Source organism: Pseudoalteromonas sp. APM04, from assembly GCF_022809815.1.
Lineage (GTDB): Bacteria > Pseudomonadota > Gammaproteobacteria > Enterobacterales > Alteromonadaceae > Pseudoalteromonas > Pseudoalteromonas marina.
Genome location: NZ_CP094441.1, coordinates 3,098,495 through 3,118,638, shown reverse-complemented (window position 1 = coordinate 3,118,638; position 20,144 = coordinate 3,098,495). Strand labels below are relative to the sequence as shown.

Below are 20,144 nucleotides of genomic sequence, written 5' to 3'. Positions count from 1 at the left end.
ATTAGTGAGCGTGGCCACAACCGCCTTCAGCGTGAACATGGCCATGCGAAATTTCTTCGCTGGTTGCTTCGCGTACCGATACAACTTCAACATCAAATGTTAGAGTTTTACCTGCAAATGGGTGGTTCAGGTCGCAATCGGCATTAAAACGACCAACTTTAACAATAGTGACTTGATGACGGCCTTGGTTAGATTGAACCATTGCGGTCATTCCTGGTTTCCACACTTTAACATCGCCTTGTAAATGCTTTAGTGGAATGCGTTGAATTAAGTCATCAACACGCTCACCATAAGATTCACTTGGTTCAAGTGTTACACTAAATTTATCGCCGGCACTTTTATCTTCAAGGGCTTTTTCTAAACCCGCAAGCATACCTTCGCTACCATGGATGTAGCTAAGTGGTGCATCATTTACACTACTTTCAATTTGCTCACCTGCTTCACTGAGTGTGTAGTGAAACTCTACTGCCGAATTTTTACTAATTTGCATGCTGATCTCTTTCAATAATAACTATGTTAGGGCGTGATTTTACGCGAAATAGATTGGTTTATAAACTTAACGTGGTTGATTTAGTGTTTTTTGCAGATCAAGCAGTAGGTCTTTTTTGATTGGCTTGGCTTTAGGTTTTTCAGCTTGAGGAATAAAAAGTACTAGCTGACTGCCGGGCTTTAAAATACTTGAGGCTGATAATTTATTCCACTTAGCTAAATCGCTATGTGGTACGTCGTAAAGTTGGCTAATGCTCCACAGGCTATCACCGGTTTTTACGGTGTAGTCTATTTCTATTGTTGGGATGGCAATATCTTCTTGAGGTTCTAAATAAGGGCTTATTTTGTAATCTATGGTTAAAGAGCTTGGTAAGGTTTTGGGTTGCCCAACCAATAACTTTTCGCCTATACCAATAAAGTTATTGGCTTTGTTATTAAGCTGTTTAAGCGCTTTAACCGACATACTATAACGCTTTGCAATGCCATAAAGTGTATCGTTTTGCTTTACTATGTATTCACCAGCAAAGTTAGATTTAAAAAACTGACTTTTTAAAAGTGCCTCTTGGCCTATTGGCAGTAGTAGGGTATGTGGTCCGTTTGGCGAACTTTGATTTTTTAAATACCCTTGGTTAATCGCATGTAACTGCTTTGAGCCAATTCCAGACAGCTTAGCAATAACCGAAAAATCGAATTGCTGACCTATATTCATTTGTGTGGTGAGTGGTTTATAGGCAAGTTTTGGTTGCTTCATGCCTTTTTGTGGATGCTTAACTAAATAACTTAAAGCGAGTAATTTTGGTACGTAATCAGCAGTTTCTTTTGGCAAGCTTAGCGACCAAAAGTCAGTGCTTTTTCCTCGTTTTGTATTTTTCTCTATGGCCCGCTTTACGCGTCCTTCACCGCTATTGTAGGCGGCTAATGCATGTAGCCAGTTACCATTAAAGCGTTTATGTAAATAACTCAGATAATCCAGCGCGGCATCGGTTGAAGCAAGTACATCTTGGCGTCCGTCGTACCATTGATCTGACTTTATACCAAAGTGATACGCAGTCGCACCGACAAGTTGCCATACGCCAACAGCTTGCTGCGATGAGGCAGCGGTAGGTCTAAAGTCACTTTCCACAAAAGGCAGTAACGCTATTTCCATAGGGAGGTTTCTTTGCTCTATTTTTTTTACAATGTGGTATAAGTAGGGGGCTGCACGCTTACTTACCGTGGTTAGGTATTTAGGCTGTTTTAGATACCACTTAATGCGTTTTTTTAAAGCCCGATTTTGATAAACCGTAAAGTGTAAGTTGTTAGCAATGTGCACCCATAAATCAGTCGTTTTTGGTGGGCGCTTTTTTACGACTCTATTTTTAACCTTTAGTGGCGTGCTTTGTTCTTCAATAAGCAGTGCTTGTTGCTTTTGGGGGATCGGTTCATCTACGTTTTGGTGATTAGCGTAATCAGGCTCAAAATGTGTAAATATTTGAGGTGCCTCTGCCTGCTTTTGCTCAGTTGATTCACAACCAAACAAAAAAAGTACTAAAAAGCATAATATCAAACTGCGCATAGTGATCACTTGAATAAATTCCTTTTATTATTTTAACACAATCCGTTGTGTTGGGTTATTGTGAGCTTTTAGCGCGATTGAGTCCTGCTTGTAAAAAAAACTGGCTCGACTTTTGGTTTAGTGTGTCTTGTTGATAAGGAGCAAGCACATTTTGTGGAAAAGATTCTATGAGTGCTTCAGTTGTTAGGTTTTGATTACTTTTGACGTGCTCAGTCAGGGCATTTAAGAATGCCAGTGGTTGCTTAAGTTGTTGTTTATTTAGAGTATCACCATGGCCTGGTATAATGAGTGATAGCTTTTCATTACTTATGTATTGTTTAAGCAACGTTTGCCAGCTTTTAAGCTCACCGTGGCCTGGGTAAGGCAGCCAATCAACAATATCACCGCCAATTAACGTGCTCCCATTGTTTGTAGTAATGGTTAAATCGCCCGTAGTATGCGCTTTGTGTGGTGTGATATTTATTTCAAAGTTCCCTAAATTAAGCGTTTTACTTACTGCTAATGCTATTATTGGTGGATTAAGCTTATATTCGCGCCAGCGAAAAAGTCGTGCTTTAGCCAGTTCTAGCTTTTCTCGCCATGCTGTTTGTTCTTCTTTGGGAATTGAAGCTAAACGCTGATAACTCAGTTCAATGCTTTTTTCATAGCTGTCGAGTTTATCGATGTAGGCTTTTTGATAGGTTTTAAAATCAGCGCTCACTTGCTGGTGGGTAATGAGTTTAGCGTTTGGATAGTAGTGTTGAACCACCGCCATGCCCAGTAAGTGATCGTCGTGATAATGAGTTGCAACTAAATAACAAAGAGGCGTTTTAAGACGTTTTTTTAGTTCAACGACAAGTTGTTCAACACCGGCAAAATTCCCGCTGGTATCAACAAGTAGGGCGCATTCAGCGCCTTCGATTAACACTTGGTTTGAGTCGTAAAAGCGTAAATCGTCCTGTTGTTTTAAAAATTGGATATTGTTATTAATAGTTTGCCAGCTAATAGCTGCATTTGAATTGGCTATGGCAAAAAGTAAACCTATCATCAGGAGTGTATATTTTAACGATGAGTGAATAGTGAGTAAGGAGTACTTCATTTGCGATCTCTTGCAGGCCATTTATTACCCTAATGATAAACAAAAAGCGCAGGTTGCGCTTTTTATTTTTTTTGTTCGGGGTCACTTGCCAAATGTTGGCTGAGTTTATCAACAAGTTGGTCTTGGTGTTGCTGCTCAACAGTTGCTTGTGTTTTTGCTTCAAGCAAATCGTGGCTTAAATTAAGTGCTGCCATAAGCAATGCTTTTTGATCGTTTCGAACGGTTGAACGCTGTTTCATTTGTTCAACTAAGTCGTTTAGATTTTTAGCTGCTGCTATCAATGCCTCTTCTTGTCCTTGCGGACAAGCAAATTGCTGCTCTTTACCTAGCAACTCAACAGTGACCCGCTGGTTTTGCAGCTCAGACATTAGCTAGCCTGTTGTGCGCTTTGTAATTTATCAAGCAAGCCAGTTAATGTTGTGCTGGCATCTTTTTGCTTTTCTTCGTTTTCAAGCGCTTCTAGTTGTAAAAGCTCATTATCATCAGCAAGTTTGCTGTTTTGTTCTTTTAAGCTAGCAACGTCAGTTTGTAATTGATTATTGCGTTCAATAAGTGAATCGATCAGTTGTTCGAGTTGTTGAAGAGTATTGTTGTCCATAAGGCGCTCATATAACTGTAATTAATGTCTTGCAAATGTAAAGCAAAGTACATTAATTTACTAGCATTTACGCGAGTTTTAGCTGATTTTTCTTCTTTGTTAAGGGATAATTCATACAACGTGCTTTTTTGTTCATATATGGTTCATTTAAACACCCTTTATCCAAGAGGTTGTTGAATTTTGCGGATTAAAGTTTGTTCAAACTAGGGGGTATTTAATCGTGGCGCGAGGTTTGTAACTCAGTGGACTCGGTAACTGCTCCCGCGTTATTCTACCGGCTTAAATTCATGTAAGTATAACCGCACTATGTAGGCTCTACTTTGCCTAAATATCAAACAGGCCGCTTAAACTTTAACCTCGAACGGTTAACAGACCCTAGTGCAAGTTGCTAAAGCCCAGTGCTTATGGTTCACTTGCGATATTAAATTGCGTATGGCGAAAATAAATAATGCTTAGTTACAGACACTCATTTCATGCGGGTAATCCGGCCGATGTTCTAAAACATCTTGTATTGGCTGAGGTGCTTAAATATCAAACAGTTAAGGATAAGCCGCTAGATTACATTGATACGCACTCTGGCGCAGGCTTTTTTGAACTCGCAGCAGCTGATGCTCAAAAAACGCAAGAATACCAAGACGGTATTGAAAAGTTGTGGGCGCACACAAGTGAGCATGAGGCACTTAACGAATACATTGACCTAATTAAATCGTTCAATAATACGAGTGACCTCGATTTTTATCCGGGTTCACCAAAAATTGCTGAACATTATTTACGTCGTCAAGATAAAGGTTGGTTTTTTGAATTGCACCCAAGAGACTTAGTCTTGCTAGAAAGTAATATGCAGGGTAAGCGCTCTATTCGAGTGCGCGGTGAAGACGGGTTCACTGGTTTGGTAGGGCTACTGCCACCTGCGTCTCGAAGAGCGTGCGTATTAATCGACCCACCATACGAAATTAAAGATGATTATGAACGCGTTGTAAAAACATTAATTAAAGCACATCAACGATTTGCAACGGGTACTTATATGATTTGGTATCCGGTTGTTGATCGGGAGCGCATTAACAATATGGAGCAGGGTTTAATTGATTCCGGTATGCGAAATATTCAGTTATTTGAGCTGGGAACCGAGGCCGATACTGACGTTCATGGCATGACTGCATCAGGTATGATAGTGATTAATCCGCCATGGAAGCTTAAACAAACTATGGATAATGTATTGCCTGAGCTAGTGTCATTGTTAAGTGAACCTACTGGCTTTTATAGGTGTGAGCAACTGGTTGACGAATAACCACTACTTACGAAAATGCCCAGCAGATCTGGGCATTTTTGTTCTAACTTATTAATCACAGTTAAAAGCGAAGATAGTGTGAGTTATTTGCTGCCTACTTTTTAACAAACTTAGTTAAAATGACAATGCGCTGGCCATCAACACGCCCTTCAATGTGTTCTGGGTTACTGGTTAAACCAATATTACGCACCGCAGTACCACGTTTTGCTGTAAGGCTACTGCCTTTTACATCTAAATCTTTTATAAGTGTCACGGTATCGCCAGCTTGAAGAACCACGCCATTACTATCGACATGTTTAACATCGTCATCTTCAGCAAGTGCTTTATTAGCCCACGCCAGAGTCTCTTCTTCTAGATATACCATGTCTAGTGCATCTTGTGCCCAACCGTTATCTGGCGCTAAGCGCGATAGCATTCTATAGGCAACAACTTGAACCGCAGGTGTTTGGCTCCACATGCTGTCATTTAAACAATGCCAATGCGTTGGAGTGATTTCGACGGTGTTTTCAATTTGTTCTTTGCATGTTTTGCAAGTGTAAATGCATTTGTCTGAATGTGTTTCGGTTACAGGTGGAACTTCATAAACAGATAAGTCATTGGTAGCTGTACACAATTCACACTGGTTATTGCTGCGTTCAATTAAGGCTTTTTCAATACTCATAGGACTACTTTTTTGGTGGGTTAATATTTTTGCATAGTATAACTCAGCGCACTGGGTGTGTGTTATAAATCCCTTAGTTTTGTATGGGTATTTCTTTCATGTATTTTTCAGCTATGTTGTTTATATAACCAATGCTGTGGAGGTTTTTTATTACTTTATTAATGATAGGCATTAAGTGCTTATGTTTGCTAAGCAGGCGAATTCTCAAAAAACCATGAGAATATTGAGCACCAAAACCAATGTTGATATTAAGTTTTTGTGACCAATATAAGGTTGGCAACTCACCTATTATGGCAACATCTACTCTTTTTCGAACTAGCGCCTCTATGAGTTCTTTTTCCGAAGGAAAATCAACGCGTTTAAATGTATCAGCATTGTGATAATAATAACCTAATACTGTGCCTACATTTTTACCCTCCATGTTGGACACATGTTGCCATTTTTTTGTGTTTTCGGGCAGCGTTACAAGCATTTCTGTTACTGTAATTAATGGGTCAGAAAATACATATTTGGTGTTGGTTCTTTCACTTTGAGGTAGCCAATCAAGCGAGATCACATCAAAGTCAATAATCCCTTCATTAAGGTATTTAGTGATTCGCTTTGCAGGTAGCGATTCATGAGAAGCAGAGATATTAGCGTCAATCAGTACTTTTTCAATGATTTCTGGTAACACTCCCGGGCGTTTAGGATTGTTGGTGTAGAAAGGGTAATGACTTCCAGATGAGCTAATGTTGTACTTTAGGGTATTGTTGCTTTGTGCTGCAATATTAGGAAGCGAGCTCAATGCTAAACATAATATCAATAACCACTTTAAAATAAGCAAACCCTCTCCTGTACTACGAACTTTTTTATTAGTTTTATTTACTTTGCAAAATTTTGCAACGATTAAGATGCATTTACTATACTTTTAATCTTTAACATAGATTAGACTCAAAAGATTAGCTTTAATTTTGCACAAACTTATAGGTGAATTCTATTGAACGTGTCTGACACCCCGTCGTTAACACCTACGTTGACACAATATGTTGCTAGGCAACCAATATTTGATGCTGACAAAGCTGTGTTTGCTTATGAGTTGCTTTACCGAAACTCCGCAAATAATGCGTTTCCTGTAGGCACTAGCGATGAGCACGCGACCAGCCGTTTGTTTTTTAATACCTTAATGCTAGTTGGCGCAGAAAAGCTTACAGCTCACCAACTTGCTTTTGTAAATCTTTCTACAGACGCCTTGCTGGATGAATTCCCTAAACTATTAAACCCTGAACATACTGTAATAGAAATTGTGGAGCGTACGGTAAATATTGCAGCGGTTGCTAGTCGTATTAAAGCGCTGAAAGGACAGGGTTATGTATTTGCACTGGACGATTATGACGGCGATGAAAAATGGGAGCCGTTACTCGCCCTTGTTAGTTATATAAAAATTGAGGCTGAAGAGCCTATTATTAAAACTAATATGCGGGTTAAAAAGCTGAAACGAAGTTACCCTCATTGCAAAATAATAGTAGAGCGAATAGAAACTTACGATCAGTTTATAAACTTACGTGATGCAGGTTGTGATTATTTTCAGGGATTCTTTTTTGCCCGCCCAGAAATGCTAACTTACAGTGGGGTCGATCCTTCAAAAGTTACCGTTTTCGAACTCCTTAAAGCAATAGCAAAAGAATCGTTATGCTTTGAAGAAATTCATCAGCGTGTAGCTAAAGATGTAGGAATAACGGCGCGAATTTTACGTTTGGCAAATGCACGTTCTAATAATAGTAATTTAGTTATTACGTCCATATCGCAAGCTGTTGTTTATTTAGGTGAGGACGTAATTCGCCAATTTGTGCGTGTATTAGCTGTTAGCGATTTAGGAATAGATAAACCAACAGAGTTGACTAAATTTGCTCTTGTACGCGCTCGGTTAATAGAGCTTATATTAGCTGAAACAAACAAAAATTTATCTCAGCAAGGTTACTTAGTGGGTTTGTTTTCGATGCTTGATGCGATATTAGATATTGAGCTAGCAACTATTGTAAAAGAGTTTACGCTAGATAAAAGCATAACAGATGCTTTGCTACTGCAAACCGGTTTGCTGGGTGATTGCTTATTACTGGCAAAAGCGATTGAAACTAAAAACTGGGCAGTGGTTGAAACACAACTTAAGTTGGTTAACCCAGAGATGGAAATAGAAAAAATATACAGCTTTATATTAGAGTCAATGCTTTATAGTGATGATGTAATAGAAGTTATGAGCGAATAAGTATGCGTAATTTTTTATCTGTTGTAAGTGTAGTTATTGCTTTATGTTTGTTATTTCCGGGTATTACAAAACCCGTGCTAACAATTGAAGGCAATATTGATAAATCAAAACTTGCTCAAGCGGGGATTGAAATGTTAGCTGAAGAGGGCGATGGCCGAACGCGCAGCATACTAATGATGTTTTCAAACATGTTGGGCCTGGATAAGTTAGACGGTGAGATTAGCGCTTATAGCAAAACGCAAAGTATTTACGGCACTATCACAGACCTAGCAAATAATAATAATTTACTTGTGGCTGCCTTGGTTGGTCTTTTTTCAGTTGTGGTGCCAAGCTTAAAGCTATTATTACAGCTACTGTATTGCTGCTTACCAGTGAATAGACTTAAGCAAGTATGTGGCAATATTGTTTGTGCACTCAGCAAATGGAGTATGGTTGATGTATTTGTAATAGCATTAATTGTTACGTATTTAGCGGGCAATGCACACGGTAAAAGTGGTGAATTGCTTGTTATGAATGCACAATTTGGTGAAGGGTTTTGGTATTTTAGTGGCTATTGTATATTTACAGTAATTGCCAGTTATTTAATTAAACCCCAAACCAAACTACAAAACACGCCCTAAATTATTTGTCGTCGTTTATAAGTTACTTTAAAATCCCCTTTTTTGATTGAGGTACTATTTTGCAACGCTTGTACACTATTTTACTTACGCTTACTTTACTGCTCACGTTTGTGGGTCAGTCGTTTGCGTCTGTAGCAAGTGAATGTGAAATGCCTCATCAGTCTAACGTTCACGTTAATATGCATTTGGGCAATAGTAGTGCAGAGAATAACAGCGCTCACCATTCCATGATGCAAATGGATTGCTGCGATGAGGAAGCGACTGCTCAAAATGAATGCAGTTGTCCCGTTAATGGCTGTACCGCTAACTCAATGCTTAATGTCGATATTCTAATACTTATTACAGTTACAAGTACTGAAAAAGTTAATACATGCGAATCGCGTGCTCAAACAACCTCTCCCAAATCACTTTACCGACCTCCAATGTTTGCTTAAATAGCAGGATAGGTGTGTCTAAATTTTATGGAACCTCAAGCTGATTTTTATCTTTTGAAAACGTGATTAGTTTTCGTATTAGGTGCGGCTGATATAAACACCTTTCTTGCCAATTTAAATTTTTTATTAATTTTTAAATGGAGCAAGTGATGAATTACGCTTTGAAAATAAATGCAGTGCTATGTTGTTTGACTTTGTTCAGTAGTGCGGCAAATACCCAAGAAGAAAAAACGACTGGCGCAATAGATGAGTATAGCTCTGTACGTACGCTAAACTTATCTCACGCCCTTACCTATGCACTTGCAAATGATCCGTGGTTATCGGCAAGCCGCCACCAAGAGCAAGCCATTATGGCGCAAAGTATTATGGCGGGTACTTTGCCCGACCCAACACTAACGCTTGGTCTTATGAACTTACCAACAAATGGTTATGCGTTTGACCAAGAAGGGATGACTCAATTTAAAGTGAGTCTAAGCCAAAAATTTAGCCGCGGTGATAGTCTATCACTGAAACAAAAGTCGCTTTTTCAGTCGTCTAAGCAATATCCATGGCAGCGAGCTGATAGGTTGGCTCAAGTCAAAGCGATGGTTACTGAGTTTTGGTTAAATGCTTATAGGGCTCAGTACAGTATTAATTTGATTGAGAAAGACAAAGAGTTATTTACTCAGCTTATTCAAATAACTGAGGCCAGCTACGCAAGTACGCAGGGTAAAACACGCCAGCAAGATATTATTCGTGCTCAGTTAGAGCTTACCCGCTTAGAAGATAAGCTACTCATACTTGAACAGCAACTTCACAGTGCTAAAAACCGGCTAGCGCAATGGTTACCCATAACAATGTTAGTAAAATCTTTAGACGATAAATTTATACCTCCTGTGGCGCTTACTGATTTTAATACCCTTGAATTTAGTCAACTTATGCAATTACTTATGGCTCATCCAGCTATTGTTGCTATAGAGCAAAGTGTGTTGGCAAAGCAAACACAAGTGAGCTTAGCGAAACAAAGTTATAATCCACAGATAGGGGTTAATGTGGGGTATGGCTATCGAGCAGACACCCGAATGGGCCAATCAAGAGCCGATTTACTTTCTGTGGGAGTTAGCATTGATCTCCCTTTATTTACGGATAACAGGCAAGACCAACACGTTAAATCGGCTATATCTATTACGGAAGCGACTAAAACACAAAAAAGGGTCGCTTTGCAAAAGCTCAAAGGTATGTATTTTAAAGAATATAGTCAGCTATCCCAGTTACAAAAACGAAATACGCTATATCAAAATATTTTACTAGTACAAATGGCTGAGCAATCACAAGCAACCTTGAATGCTTATACGCGTGATGACGGTGACTTTTCTGATGTTATGCAAGCACGTATTAGTGAGTTAAATGCCAAAATTGACGCGCTTAATATCCAAGTTGATCAACACATTATTATTGCACGCTTAAATTATTATATGAGTAGCTTAGACTCCCAAGTTATGGGCGAACTACGCGAGGAGCAGCCTGATGAACACTAATTTGAAACTATTCATTGCCGCTATTGTAGGGGCTGGTTTATGGGCTGCTTTTACGCAAATTATAATTGATGACAAACCGGCCGTAAAACAACCCTTATATTGGGTGGCGCCCATGGACAGCAATTATAGGCGTGACGCTCCAGGCCTCTCTCCTATGGGGATGGATTTAGTGCCCATTTACGACGAAGTTGGTAATAGTGAAAGTGAAAAAGGAGCGATTACTATTTCGCCAGTGGTAATTAATAATTTAGGAGTTAAAACCACTAAGGTGCAGTTAAAAACACTGCAAAGTAACATCAATACAGTGGGTTATGTGCAATATAACCAAGATGAAATTACTCATATTCACCCTCGAGTAGAAGGATGGCTTGAGGATTTATATGTAAAAGCGCAAGGCGATAAGGTAAGCGCCGGCGAACCTTTGTATACCTTATATTCACCGCAGCTAGTAAATGCACAAGAAGAGTTTTTATTGGCAGTAAATAGAAATAACAATGTACTAATTCGTGCTGCAAAGGCACGTTTAGAGTCGTTAAATGTATCTGCTGAATTTATTGAGCGCTTACAAAAAAATAAGCAAATAATGCAAAATATTACCTTTTATGCGCGTCAAAGTGGGATTGTTGATGAGCTGAATGTGCGAGAAGGTTTTTATGTAAAGCCGGGTACATCTATGATGAGTATTGCTCAACTTGATGAAGTATGGGTGGAGGCGGAAATATTTGAACGTCAATCGTCGCTTATTAGTGTTGGCCTACCGGTAACCATGACCCTTGATTATTTTAAGGGAAAAATATGGCAAGGACAGGTCGATTATATTTATCCGGCGCTGGATGCTCAAAATAGAACACTTCGGGTTAGGCTCCGATTTACAAATAAAGACCTTAAGCTAAAAGCGAATATGTTTGCTCAGGTGACTATTCATACAAATGCGAGTGAACCTCAGCTTGTAGTACCAAAAGAAGCTGTAATTCGTACGCAACATCAAAACCGCGTAGTTATAGCATTAGGCGAAGGGCGCTTTAAATCTGTTGAAGTGCAAGTAGGACAAACAAGCGTTGATGAAACGATTATTTTATCAGGTGTGGTGGTAAACGATAGCGTGGTTACCTCTGCACAATTTTTAATAGATTCTGAGTCGAGTAAGCTTTCAGACTTTAAGCGAATGGAGATGCCAGCTGCTGATAGTAGTAACGATGACAACTCTCAAAGTGCAACCGTAAATGGCGTTATAAATACAATTGATGCAGCAACTCGAATTGTAAATATTAGTCGTGAAGCTATTCCAAAGTGGAACCGAGGTCCAGCAACAATGAATTTTGTTCTGGCACCGCATATAGAGGTTAACTCTCTTATTAAAGGTCAAACCATTGATTTCACGTTTAGTATTATTAATGATGATTTTGTGATCACCGCTTTAAATAATATAGACGCAATAGATTACTCCTCAATGCAACATACGATGGGCGAGGAAGCAAAATGATTACTGCTGTTATTCGCTGGTCCGTTCATAACCGGTTATTGGTATTGTTGCTTACATTAATTTTAGTGGGCGGTGGTGTGTTTGCCGTTAAAAATACGCCAGTAGATGCTTTGCCCGATTTATCTGATGTGCAAGTTATAGTAAAAACATCGTATCCAGGGCAAGCGCCACAAGTGGTTCAAGACCAAGTTACTTATGTGCTTACTACTGCTATGTTATCGGTGCCAGGGGCAAAAACCGTAAGAGGCTTTTCATTTTTTGGCGACTCGTATGTTTATATTATTTTTGATGACAGCACTGATTTGTACTGGGCGCGTAGCCGAGTGCAAGAATACCTAACCCAAGCTGCAAACCGTCTGCCTGAAGGTGCAACGCCAGAGCTTGGACCTGATGCAACGGGTGTTGGTTGGGTTTACCTATATGCCCTTATTGATAAAACAAATACGCTTGATATTAGCCAATTGCGAGACTTACAAGATTGGTTTTTAAAGTTTGAATTACAAACTGTGCCGGGTGTTTCTGAAGTAGCCTCTGTAGGGGGAATGGTTAAGCAGTATCAAGTAAATGTAGATCCTAATAAGCTGCGTGCTTACGGCATTCCGTTGAGTCTTATTCAAACTGCAATACAGCAAGGAAACCAAGAAACAGGCGCCTCTGTTATTGAAATGGCCGAAGCGGAATACATGGTTACCAGCACAGGGTACATAAAAAGTGTTGCCGATTTAGAGGCTATTCCATTAGGTACTAATGAAAATGGTACTGCTTTGCAGTTACGTGATGTCGCAAATATTCGCCTAGGCCCACAAATGCGCCGTGGCGTGAGTGATCTTAACGGTGAAGGCGAAGCTACCGGTGGTATTGTTGTTATGCGCTACGGCGAAAATGCACAAAAAACCATTGAACTGGTTAAGGCTAAGATCGAATCGCTTAAAAAAGGATTACCAGAGGGCGTTGAGATTATTCCCGTTTACGACCGCTCAAACTTAATTAACAACGCAATAAGTAATCTGACAAGCAAACTTGTTGAAGAGCTGATTGTTGTAGCGCTTGTGTGTGTTGTGTTTTTGTTTCATGTGCGCTCATCTTTGGTGGCTATTGTTACCTTACCGCTGGGTATTTTAACGGCGTTTATTGTGATGTATTGGCAAGGAATTAACGCTAATATTATGTCTTTGGGCGGGATTGCGATTGCCATAGGGGCAATGACCGATGGCGCCATAGTAATGATTGAAAATATGCATAAGCATATGGAAAAAACGCCTCTGACTGATCAAAACCGTTGGGAAGTCGTTATTAAAGCGACAAGCGAAGTAGGCCCTGCGCTGTTTTTTAGTTTATTAATTATTACCGTGAGTTTTTTGCCTGTATTTATTTTAGAAGCGCAGGAAGGGCGAATGTTCTCACCTCTTGCTTACACTAAAACTTATGCAATGGCGGCTTCAGCGGGATTAGCGATCACCCTAGTGCCTGTATTAATGGGTTATTTTATAAGAGGTAAGGTAATACCTGAAAATAAAAATCCCGTAAATAGATTGCTTGTAGCGGCTTATCGACCTTTGCTCAGATGGGTGCTTAATTTTCCAAAAACGACCTTAATATTTGCCTTCGTTATGACCTTAGTAGGTTTTTACCCACTGAACAAAATAGGTAGCGAGTTTATTCCGCCACTTGATGAGGGTGATTTAATGTATATGCCCACTACATACCCAAGTATATCAATAGCTAAAGCTCGAGAGATTTTGCAGCAAACAGATAAGTTAATCGCAACCGTGCCAGAGGTTAAAACAGTTTTTGGTAAAGTCGGGCGAGCTGAAACAGCCACCGATCCCGCTCCATTGACAATGATTGAAACGTTTATTCAATTAAAGCCCAAAGACGAGTGGCGAGAGGGAATGACTCTTGAAAAACTCAAAGCCGAACTTGATGCATTAGTCACGTTTCCTGGTTTAACTAATGCGTGGGTTATGCCAATTAAAACACGCATAGACATGCTGGCAACCGGTATTAAAACCCCAATAGGTATTAAAGTGGCAGGTCCACAGTTAAGTGAAATTCAAAAAATGGGTGAGCAAATAGAAACGCTACTTGCTGATATTCAAGGCACTGTATCTGTTTACTCTGAACGAGTGGCTGGTGGGCGCTACGTAAAAATTGATATAAACCGTGAAAAAGCAGCGCGTTATAATTTAAACATAAGCGATATACAGCAAGTTATAGCAACGGCAGTTGGTGGTAAAAATGTAACACAAACAATAGAAGGGCAGGCTCGTTATTCGGTTAACGTGCGTTATCCGCAAGTTTTTAGGGATTCACCTGACGCCCTTATGTTAATGCCCATTGTGACGCCACAAGGACAGCATATTGCGCTTGGAGATGTCGCTGATGTATTTATTGAAAACGGCCCGTCTGGCATTAAAAGTGAAAATGCACGTTTAAATGGTTGGGTTTATATTGATATAGATGGCGTAGACATTGGTAGCTATGTTGAAAGCGCGAGAGCCGTGCTCGATGAGCGTTTGATACTGCCATCGGGATATTCTATTACATGGGCTGGGCAGTATGAATATATGCAACGTGCAAAAGAGAAGCTCACCTACGTAGTGCCTCTCACCTTGGCCATTATTGTGGTGCTGCTCTATCTTAATTTTAAAAGCTTTGCTGAAGTAACTATTATTATGTGCACACTGCCATTGGCTATGATAGGTGGTGTTTGGCTCATGTACCTTCAAGGTTTCAACTTTTCAGTCGCCGTAGGGGTTGGTTTTATTGCACTGGCCGGTGTTGCCGTGGAGATTGGGGTGATTATGCTGGTTTACTTAAATCAGGCATATAAAAACATGTGCTTAACTGCTAAGCGAGCTGATAAACCACTTTCGTTAGCTCAGTTACAGCAAGCAATTATTGAAGGTGCCGGGTTACGTGTGCGTCCTGTCATGATGACGGTGGCTACTATTGTTATTGGTTTATTACCTGTGCTTTATGGAACGGGTACCGGTAGTGAAGTAATGAGCCGAATTGCAGCGCCTATGGTGGGTGGTATGATAAGCGCAATAATGTTGACCTTATTAGTTATTCCTGCGGTTTACCTGTTGTGGAGAACAAAGGCCATTAAGTAACAGTGATAGGGTAATGACTTATCATTGCCCTATAAAAATTACCTATTGTCTGTAAGTTATTCTATTAATTTGTATTTTAATTTATTTTTAAAGTGTAACCCATTGTTTTTAATTGTGGTTTTTATTGGCATGATTCAAGCAACTAGTAACTCATAAGTTAACTAAGTAAGGAATGCACATGCAAGTTAAAACAATTAAAGAGGTATACGATTGGACAGTATTATTTCATACGCAAATGGCGGCTAACTTTCATAGCGTTAAACCAATACTTGATGAGCGTAATGCCATGCTGGTGGATTATTACCTTAATTACGAAAAAAAACTCGCTGAAGATTTAGTGGGTTTTAAAGCGATTACCGAAATTAACACGCTCGACACGTTTTGCTATGAGTACTTTGCCAGCAACCCCGAACTTATTACGTTTAACGATATCAGCAAAGATAAGCAGTTAGATGAAAAAGCAATTCAAAATTACTTATCGAGCCAGCATCAAAAAGTGATTGCGCTTTACGGTTACCTACTTGAACGTGCAGAAACGCAAAATGCGCAAGAGAAGCTAGCGCAGCTACTAGAGCTTGAGAAGCAAGGGCTTAAACAAATGATGCAAAGTACAAATCGCCATATGGATATGTAATTAGCTAAAGTATACTTAGCTAAAAGTAGGGTGTAATAGCACCCTGCTTAATTATTTACTCTTCAAAATATTATGAGCAGTTAAGACTTATTCCTACCTTTTTCAAATAACGCTGTTCTAGTTCTAAATCTGCATTAAGTAACGTGTGTGTTTGTAAATAATTATCGTAAAATTTAATAAAAAGCCCTGTGGCATTAGCGCTAATATTCATATTAGGTTGCTGGCTAATTTGGCGTTTTTGATTAAATAAAACAGCTAAGCGTAAAATAGTAACAAGCTTAATTACATGTTGCTGCGCGATTGTTGTGAACTCTGGTAATTCATCACGTTTAATTTTTTTTCGGTAAAAGCGAATTAGCGAGCTTAAAATGAGTTGTTCTTGCTGAGTAAAGCCAGGAAGCTGGCTATTTGCCACAATGTAAGCGCTGTGTTTATTAATACCTGAAGAGTTAATAGACAAGCCAATTTCGTGTAGCTTAGCAGCCCAATTAAGAAGCGCTATGTCGTTATTATCATTTAGTTGCCACGCTTTGCTAAGGCGTTCGTATATCCAAGTAGCTGTATTAGCAACGCGTGAGGCATGGGCTTTATCTACGGTGTATCGTTCACTCAGGTTATTGATTGTATTGCTGCGAATGTCTTTATCGGCGAGTTTTTGCTGCATTTCATGAAGTAGCCCCTCTCTTAAAGAGAAGTCACTATAAGAGAGCTGATTGATTGAGAACTCTTTAAAAACAGCAATAAGAATGGCAAGTCCTCCACATAGACTCTGCTGACGCTCAGGCGTTAATCCTTCTATACTTATATTATCGATATGTTCAGCGGCAATGCATTGCTGCTTAAGAGCCAGTAAATCGTCAATACTTACAAATGTTTGTTGCGGGTTTTGTGCGCACACCATGGTTAAAATAGATTTTATGGTGCCAGATGTACCAATTACATCTTGCCAACCTTCGTTAATGTAGTTGGCAAAAATAACTTCGATTTCTTGTTCCGCTTTTATTTCAGCTCGATTAAAACGCTTAGCCGTAATAGCTCCACCACTAAAAAACTGTTTTGTGTAGCTAACACAGCCCATATTACGGCTGGTAAGAAGCTTATGTTTGAAGTGCTTACCAATAATTAGTTCGGTACTGCCTCCGCCAATATCGATAATAAGGCGGTTCTCTTCGTTATGTACATAATGAGCCACACCTTGATAAATAAGCCGAGCTTCTTCTTGCCCTGGGATCACATCAATATGAAATGGAAATACCTTACTCGCCTGAGTTAAAAAGGCATGAATATTTTTGGCGCGCCTAAAAGTGTATGTAGCAGCTACTTTTACATTACCAGGAGGAAAGTCTTCAAGGGTGTTTGCAAACTGCTTAAGTACAAGTAGTGCACGGTCTATGGCTGCTTGGTTTAGTCTTAATTTATCGTCTAAGCCATCGGCTAAATAAACACGCTGTTTCTCTTTATGCAGAATTTGTAATGTGCCATCCACTTCGCGCGCAACGACCAAGTGAAAGCTATTCGAACCTAGATCGACGGCCGCTATTGATGGGTGATCATTCATTATTATAATTACCCTCCCATTTTTTTAAGTGATCGTATATTGCTATTTGTGAGCGAATTTTTTTTCTGTTACCGCGCCTAACATAGGTATTTTTTTGCTCGCTATCGATTAGCCGAGCTTTTGTGCGGTCTTTAAATTGTAGCTCTAAAATATCCATAATGAGCTGTTTTAATTTATTATTTAAAATAGGCACTCCCACTTCAACGCGTTGATCAAGATTGCGAGTCATCCAATCAGCGGAAGAAATATACACCTTTTCATTGCCATTATTGCCAAATACCATTACGCGAGGATGCTCTAAAAAGCGATCAACAATACTGATCACTTTTATGTTTTCGCTAAAGTGAGCCACCCCCGGTATTAATGAGCACATACCACGTACAATAATTCGGATTTTTACTCCACGACGACCGGCATAATAAAGTTTATCTACAAGTTGTTTATCAACTAAGTTATTTACTTTAATTGTAATTTTTCCTGTGAAACCATCTTCAACATGCTGAATCTCTTTATCAATTAAATCCAATAAAGTGTCGCGAGCATTAATAGGGGAGAGCATTAAATATTCAAAATTAAAAGGCTTGTAGCTGCTTTCTATAAACTTAAATACGCTATCGCATTCTTCACAAATACCGTTATGTTTTGTGAAAAGGCTAAAGTCAGTGTAGATTTTAGCTGTTTTTTCGTGAAAGTTTCCGGTACCAATATGGGCGTATTTAACTATTTTGTTTTTTTCTTTACGGTGAATAACACACAGTTTGCTGTGCACTTTTAGGGCTGGAATACCAAAAATAACTTTTATTCCTGCACTGCTAAGAACTTTAGCCCATTCAATATTGTTCTGCTCATCAAAGCGCGCTTTAAGCTCAACCATTACCGTGACACTTTTGCCATTTTTAGCGGCATTGATGAGTAAAGAAATAAGCCGAGACTTACTCGCCACTCGATAAATATTTACTTTAATCTGCGTCACCATAGGATCAAATGCGGCTTGGCGAACATACTCCAGTAAATGATTAAATGTGTGATATGGGTAGTAGAGCAGTATGTCTTGCTCGCTTATTGCGTCAAATACGCTGCTGTGTTTGTTAAAAGCTGTGCTTTGTATGGCTGAAAGTGTTTTGTTTTCAAGGTATTGGCGACCCACATTAGGAAAAGCAATAAAATCTCTAAAGTTACGGTATCGACCCGCGGGTATCAGCGCATCATGATGACTCACGTTTAAACGTTTTTTCATCACTTTTAACATACTTTCTGGCATGCTCTCGTCGTAAACAAGGCGCACAGGCTCTGCATAAATACGTTGTTTAAGACCCTTAGACATTTTATCGAGCAGTCCTTCTTCTAGCTCATCGTCTAAGTTGTATTCTGCGTCTCGTGTGAGTTTTATTGCATGACCTTGAATTTTATCAAAGTGAAAAAAGTTACTAAAAACATCATTTAAAAAGTAAGAAATAACGTCATCAAGCATAACAATGGTTTTACGACGACGTGTCTTTTCAGGCGGTAATATAATAAAACGAGGCACTCGATCTGTGGGGACTTCAAGCATAGCGTAGTGGCTTTTTTCGTCACTCATTTCAATAAACAAGTAAGTCATTGTGTCGTTTATATAGTCTGAGTAATCTTTATTTTCATTAAGTAAAATGGGTGATATATGCTGTAAAACCTTGTCATGAAAATACGCTTTAAGCCAATTAAGATGAAAATCTGTTAATTTTTCGGGGCGATCTACATGGATATTATGAGTGGTTAAATCGTTTAAAATTTGTTGGTGTATTAGGTTAAATTTTTTGCCTAGCTGCAAAACTTTTTGTTGAATTTGACTTAATAAAGCTTCGTCTTCTTCAAAATTAGCATCGGGAAGTTTGTTTAATAAAATACGGCGTTTAACGTCGGCAACACGCACCCTAAAAAATTCATCAAGGTTATTAGAAAAAATCCCCAAAAACCGCATGCGTTCAATTATTGGATTATTTTTGTCTTTAGCCTCTTGTAGAACGCGCTCGTTGAATGACAGCCAACTAAGCTCTTTAGCAAAGTATTCAACGGTTTGAGTATGTTCTATGTGGGCATTCATATTATATTCCATTATCTAACGCTGAGTTAAATATAGAACAATTTAATGACATTAAAATGACATGCGTGTCACTTGTATGACACGCAATAAAAAATTATGCTTCTTCTGTGTCTACTATTAAGTCGCTGGTTATTGACTCAAGCGCATCAATTACTTCGTCTTTATCCATTCCGTTAGGTAAGGTAACGGTTGCAACAGCGCTAAAAATAGGGACTCCCCAATTAGGTGCGCTTTGTTGTCTAGAATTTAAATGAGTAATACTTGCTCCTTTGTGTCGTATTACGCTCGCGAGCTCTTGGACAATACCAGGGCGATCGTTTCCTGTGATCACTAAATTGATTTGTTCACGTGGTGAAGGTTCAATTTCAGTATTGCCAGCTTCAATACGCACTTCAAGTTTTGGTAAAGCGGTAAGCGCGTTTTGCAGTTCCTGAAAATGCTCTTCAGCAACTTCTAACTGAATAATCCCTGCAAAATGACCTAATAAATGGCTAAGGTTACTACATAACCAGTTGCCGTGATTTTTTAAAACTACCGATGAAATATCTTCTACTAAGCCTGGACGATCCTTTCCTAAAATAGTTATTACCAACTGTTTCATAAATTGTGCCTCTTTTTAAGCCCGAAGAATGTAAATGCGTAGGCATTAAATAAAATATGTTTTGATGCTGACGCGCTTTTATAGGTTAATGATTTTATTATGTTAATAATTAATTTAACGTGAATGAAAGAAAGGTAAGCGCATCCCTTAATTTACCATTTGAGTATTAACCTCGTTAAATGCTTTGTCC

18 protein-coding genes are annotated in these 20,144 nt (G+C 39.1%); 8 read left to right on the top strand and 10 right to left on the bottom strand.

Features of this window, described 5'->3' with window-relative positions; all coding sequences use genetic code 11:
• Position 1: 1 nt before the first annotated feature.
• From MTP24_RS14405 to zapB, 5 genes are all read right to left on the bottom strand, one after another.
• Positions 2-490 (bottom strand): peptidylprolyl isomerase, encoded by a 489-nt coding sequence (locus MTP24_RS14405; RefSeq protein ID WP_006791217.1) that lies wholly within the window; start codon positions 488-490, stop codon positions 2-4.
• 66 nt (positions 491-556) lie between these two features.
• Entirely contained in the window at positions 557-2,044 is a 1,488-nt protein-coding gene (locus tag MTP24_RS14400) for a LysM peptidoglycan-binding domain-containing protein (protein WP_039037968.1), read from the bottom strand.
• A 55-nt stretch (positions 2,045-2,099) separates the two neighbouring features.
• Entirely contained in the window at positions 2,100-3,122 is a 1,023-nt protein-coding gene (locus MTP24_RS14395) for an MBL fold metallo-hydrolase (protein WP_243531852.1), read from the bottom strand.
• A gap of 62 nt (positions 3,123-3,184) precedes the next feature.
• The gene (locus MTP24_RS14390; protein ID WP_006791214.1) at positions 3,185-3,490 is read right to left on the bottom strand and encodes a cell division protein ZapA; all 306 of its coding nucleotides are present in this window, start codon (positions 3,488-3,490) and stop codon (positions 3,185-3,187) included.
• Entirely contained in the window at positions 3,490-3,720 is a 231-nt protein-coding gene (zapB, locus tag MTP24_RS14385) for a cell division protein ZapB (protein WP_006791213.1), read from the bottom strand. Before zapB ends, MTP24_RS14390 begins: the two co-directional genes overlap by 1 nt.
• Positions 3,721-4,168: 448 nt before the next feature.
• Here zapB and rlmJ point away from each other — a divergent pair, with 448 nt between their 5' ends.
• Positions 4,169-5,008: a 23S rRNA (adenine(2030)-N(6))-methyltransferase RlmJ gene (rlmJ, locus tag MTP24_RS14380; protein ID WP_039037970.1), complete on the top strand. Its 840-nt coding sequence runs from the start codon at positions 4,169-4,171 to the stop codon at positions 5,006-5,008.
• Positions 5,009-5,102: 94 nt separating this feature from the next.
• Here the strand turns inward: rlmJ and MTP24_RS14375 are convergent, their stop codons facing one another.
• Positions 5,103-5,669 (bottom strand): alkylphosphonate utilization protein, encoded by a 567-nt coding sequence (locus MTP24_RS14375; RefSeq protein WP_010556671.1) that lies wholly within the window; start codon positions 5,667-5,669, stop codon positions 5,103-5,105.
• Positions 5,670-5,742: 73 nt separating this feature from the next.
• A complete protein-coding gene (locus MTP24_RS14370) occupies positions 5,743-6,492 on the bottom strand; it encodes a transporter substrate-binding domain-containing protein (RefSeq protein ID WP_008130444.1) in 750 nt (249 codons plus the stop codon).
• A 153-nt stretch (positions 6,493-6,645) separates the two neighbouring features.
• On the opposite strand from MTP24_RS14370, the gene MTP24_RS14365 reads away from it, so the two are divergent.
• The 7 genes from MTP24_RS14365 to MTP24_RS14335 all read left to right on the top strand — a co-directional run bounded on the left by MTP24_RS14365 (position 6,646) and on the right by MTP24_RS14335 (position 15,715).
• Entirely contained in the window at positions 6,646-7,911 is a 1,266-nt protein-coding gene (locus tag MTP24_RS14365; protein ID WP_058429631.1) for an HDOD domain-containing protein, read from the top strand.
• Positions 7,912-7,913: 2 nt separating this feature from the next.
• Complete coding sequence (locus tag MTP24_RS14360) at positions 7,914-8,531, top strand: paraquat-inducible protein A (protein WP_243531847.1); 618 nt, start codon at positions 7,914-7,916, stop codon at positions 8,529-8,531.
• Between the two features lie 59 nt (positions 8,532-8,590).
• The gene (locus MTP24_RS14355) at positions 8,591-8,965 is read left to right on the top strand and encodes a hypothetical protein (protein WP_243531845.1); all 375 of its coding nucleotides are present in this window, start codon (positions 8,591-8,593) and stop codon (positions 8,963-8,965) included.
• 149 nt (positions 8,966-9,114) lie between these two features.
• The gene (locus MTP24_RS14350) at positions 9,115-10,482 is read left to right on the top strand and encodes a TolC family protein (protein WP_243531842.1); all 1,368 of its coding nucleotides are present in this window, start codon (positions 9,115-9,117) and stop codon (positions 10,480-10,482) included.
• The gene (locus tag MTP24_RS14345; RefSeq protein ID WP_243531841.1) at positions 10,472-11,965 is read left to right on the top strand and encodes an efflux RND transporter periplasmic adaptor subunit; all 1,494 of its coding nucleotides are present in this window, start codon (positions 10,472-10,474) and stop codon (positions 11,963-11,965) included. Before MTP24_RS14350 ends, MTP24_RS14345 begins: the two co-directional genes overlap by 11 nt.
• A complete protein-coding gene (locus tag MTP24_RS14340) occupies positions 11,962-15,081 on the top strand; it encodes an efflux RND transporter permease subunit (protein ID WP_243531838.1) in 3,120 nt (1,039 codons plus the stop codon). The genes MTP24_RS14345 and MTP24_RS14340 overlap by 4 nt, the downstream gene beginning before the upstream one ends.
• A 178-nt stretch (positions 15,082-15,259) precedes the next feature.
• Entirely contained in the window at positions 15,260-15,715 is a 456-nt protein-coding gene (locus MTP24_RS14335; protein WP_243531835.1) for a hypothetical protein, read from the top strand.
• A gap of 70 nt (positions 15,716-15,785) precedes the next feature.
• Here MTP24_RS14335 and MTP24_RS14330 read toward each other — a convergent pair whose 3' ends face one another.
• The 3 genes from MTP24_RS14330 to MTP24_RS14320 form a co-directional block, all read right to left on the bottom strand.
• The gene (locus MTP24_RS14330; RefSeq protein WP_243531831.1) at positions 15,786-17,273 is read right to left on the bottom strand and encodes an exopolyphosphatase; all 1,488 of its coding nucleotides are present in this window, start codon (positions 17,271-17,273) and stop codon (positions 15,786-15,788) included.
• Positions 17,266-19,353 carry a polyphosphate kinase 1 gene (gene ppk1, locus MTP24_RS14325; RefSeq protein ID WP_243531828.1) on the bottom strand — a complete coding sequence of 696 codons (2,088 nt, stop codon included), beginning with the start codon at positions 19,351-19,353 and terminating at the stop codon, positions 17,266-17,268. The genes MTP24_RS14330 and ppk1 overlap by 8 nt, the downstream gene beginning before the upstream one ends.
• A gap of 94 nt (positions 19,354-19,447) precedes the next feature.
• Positions 19,448-19,954 carry an ACT domain-containing protein gene (locus MTP24_RS14320; RefSeq protein WP_006791200.1) on the bottom strand — a complete coding sequence of 169 codons (507 nt, stop codon included), beginning with the start codon at positions 19,952-19,954 and terminating at the stop codon, positions 19,448-19,450.
• Positions 19,955-20,144: the final 190 nt, after the last annotated feature.

Bases quoted from the DNA above. Each gene is read 5' to 3' on its own strand.
- MTP24_RS14405 (WP_006791217.1), bottom strand. From the start codon at position 490: ATGCAAATTAGTAAAAATTCGGCAGTAGAGTTTCACTACACACTCAGT.
- MTP24_RS14400 (WP_039037968.1), bottom strand. From the start codon at position 2,044: ATGCGCAGTTTGATATTATGCTTTTTAGTACTTTTTTTGTTTGGTTGT.
- MTP24_RS14395 (WP_243531852.1), bottom strand. From the start codon at position 3,122: ATGAAGTACTCCTTACTCACTATTCACTCATCGTTAAAATATACACTC.
- MTP24_RS14390 (WP_006791214.1), bottom strand. From the start codon at position 3,490: ATGTCTGAGCTGCAAAACCAGCGGGTCACTGTTGAGTTGCTAGGTAAA.
- zapB (WP_006791213.1), bottom strand. From the start codon at position 3,720: ATGGACAACAATACTCTTCAACAACTCGAACAACTGATCGATTCACTT.
- rlmJ (WP_039037970.1), top strand. From the start codon at position 4,169: ATGCTTAGTTACAGACACTCATTTCATGCGGGTAATCCGGCCGATGTT.
- MTP24_RS14375 (WP_010556671.1), bottom strand. From the start codon at position 5,669: ATGAGTATTGAAAAAGCCTTAATTGAACGCAGCAATAACCAGTGTGAA.
- MTP24_RS14360 (WP_243531847.1), top strand. From the start codon at position 7,914: ATGCGTAATTTTTTATCTGTTGTAAGTGTAGTTATTGCTTTATGTTTG.
- MTP24_RS14350 (WP_243531842.1), top strand. From the start codon at position 9,115: ATGAATTACGCTTTGAAAATAAATGCAGTGCTATGTTGTTTGACTTTG.
- MTP24_RS14345 (WP_243531841.1), top strand. From the start codon at position 10,472: ATGAACACTAATTTGAAACTATTCATTGCCGCTATTGTAGGGGCTGGT.
- MTP24_RS14340 (WP_243531838.1), top strand. From the start codon at position 11,962: ATGATTACTGCTGTTATTCGCTGGTCCGTTCATAACCGGTTATTGGTA.
- MTP24_RS14335 (WP_243531835.1), top strand. From the start codon at position 15,260: ATGCAAGTTAAAACAATTAAAGAGGTATACGATTGGACAGTATTATTT.
- MTP24_RS14330 (WP_243531831.1), bottom strand. From the start codon at position 17,273: ATGAATGATCACCCATCAATAGCGGCCGTCGATCTAGGTTCGAATAGC.
- ppk1 (WP_243531828.1), bottom strand. From the start codon at position 19,353: ATGAATGCCCACATAGAACATACTCAAACCGTTGAATACTTTGCTAAA.
- MTP24_RS14320 (WP_006791200.1), bottom strand. From the start codon at position 19,954: ATGAAACAGTTGGTAATAACTATTTTAGGAAAGGATCGTCCAGGCTTA.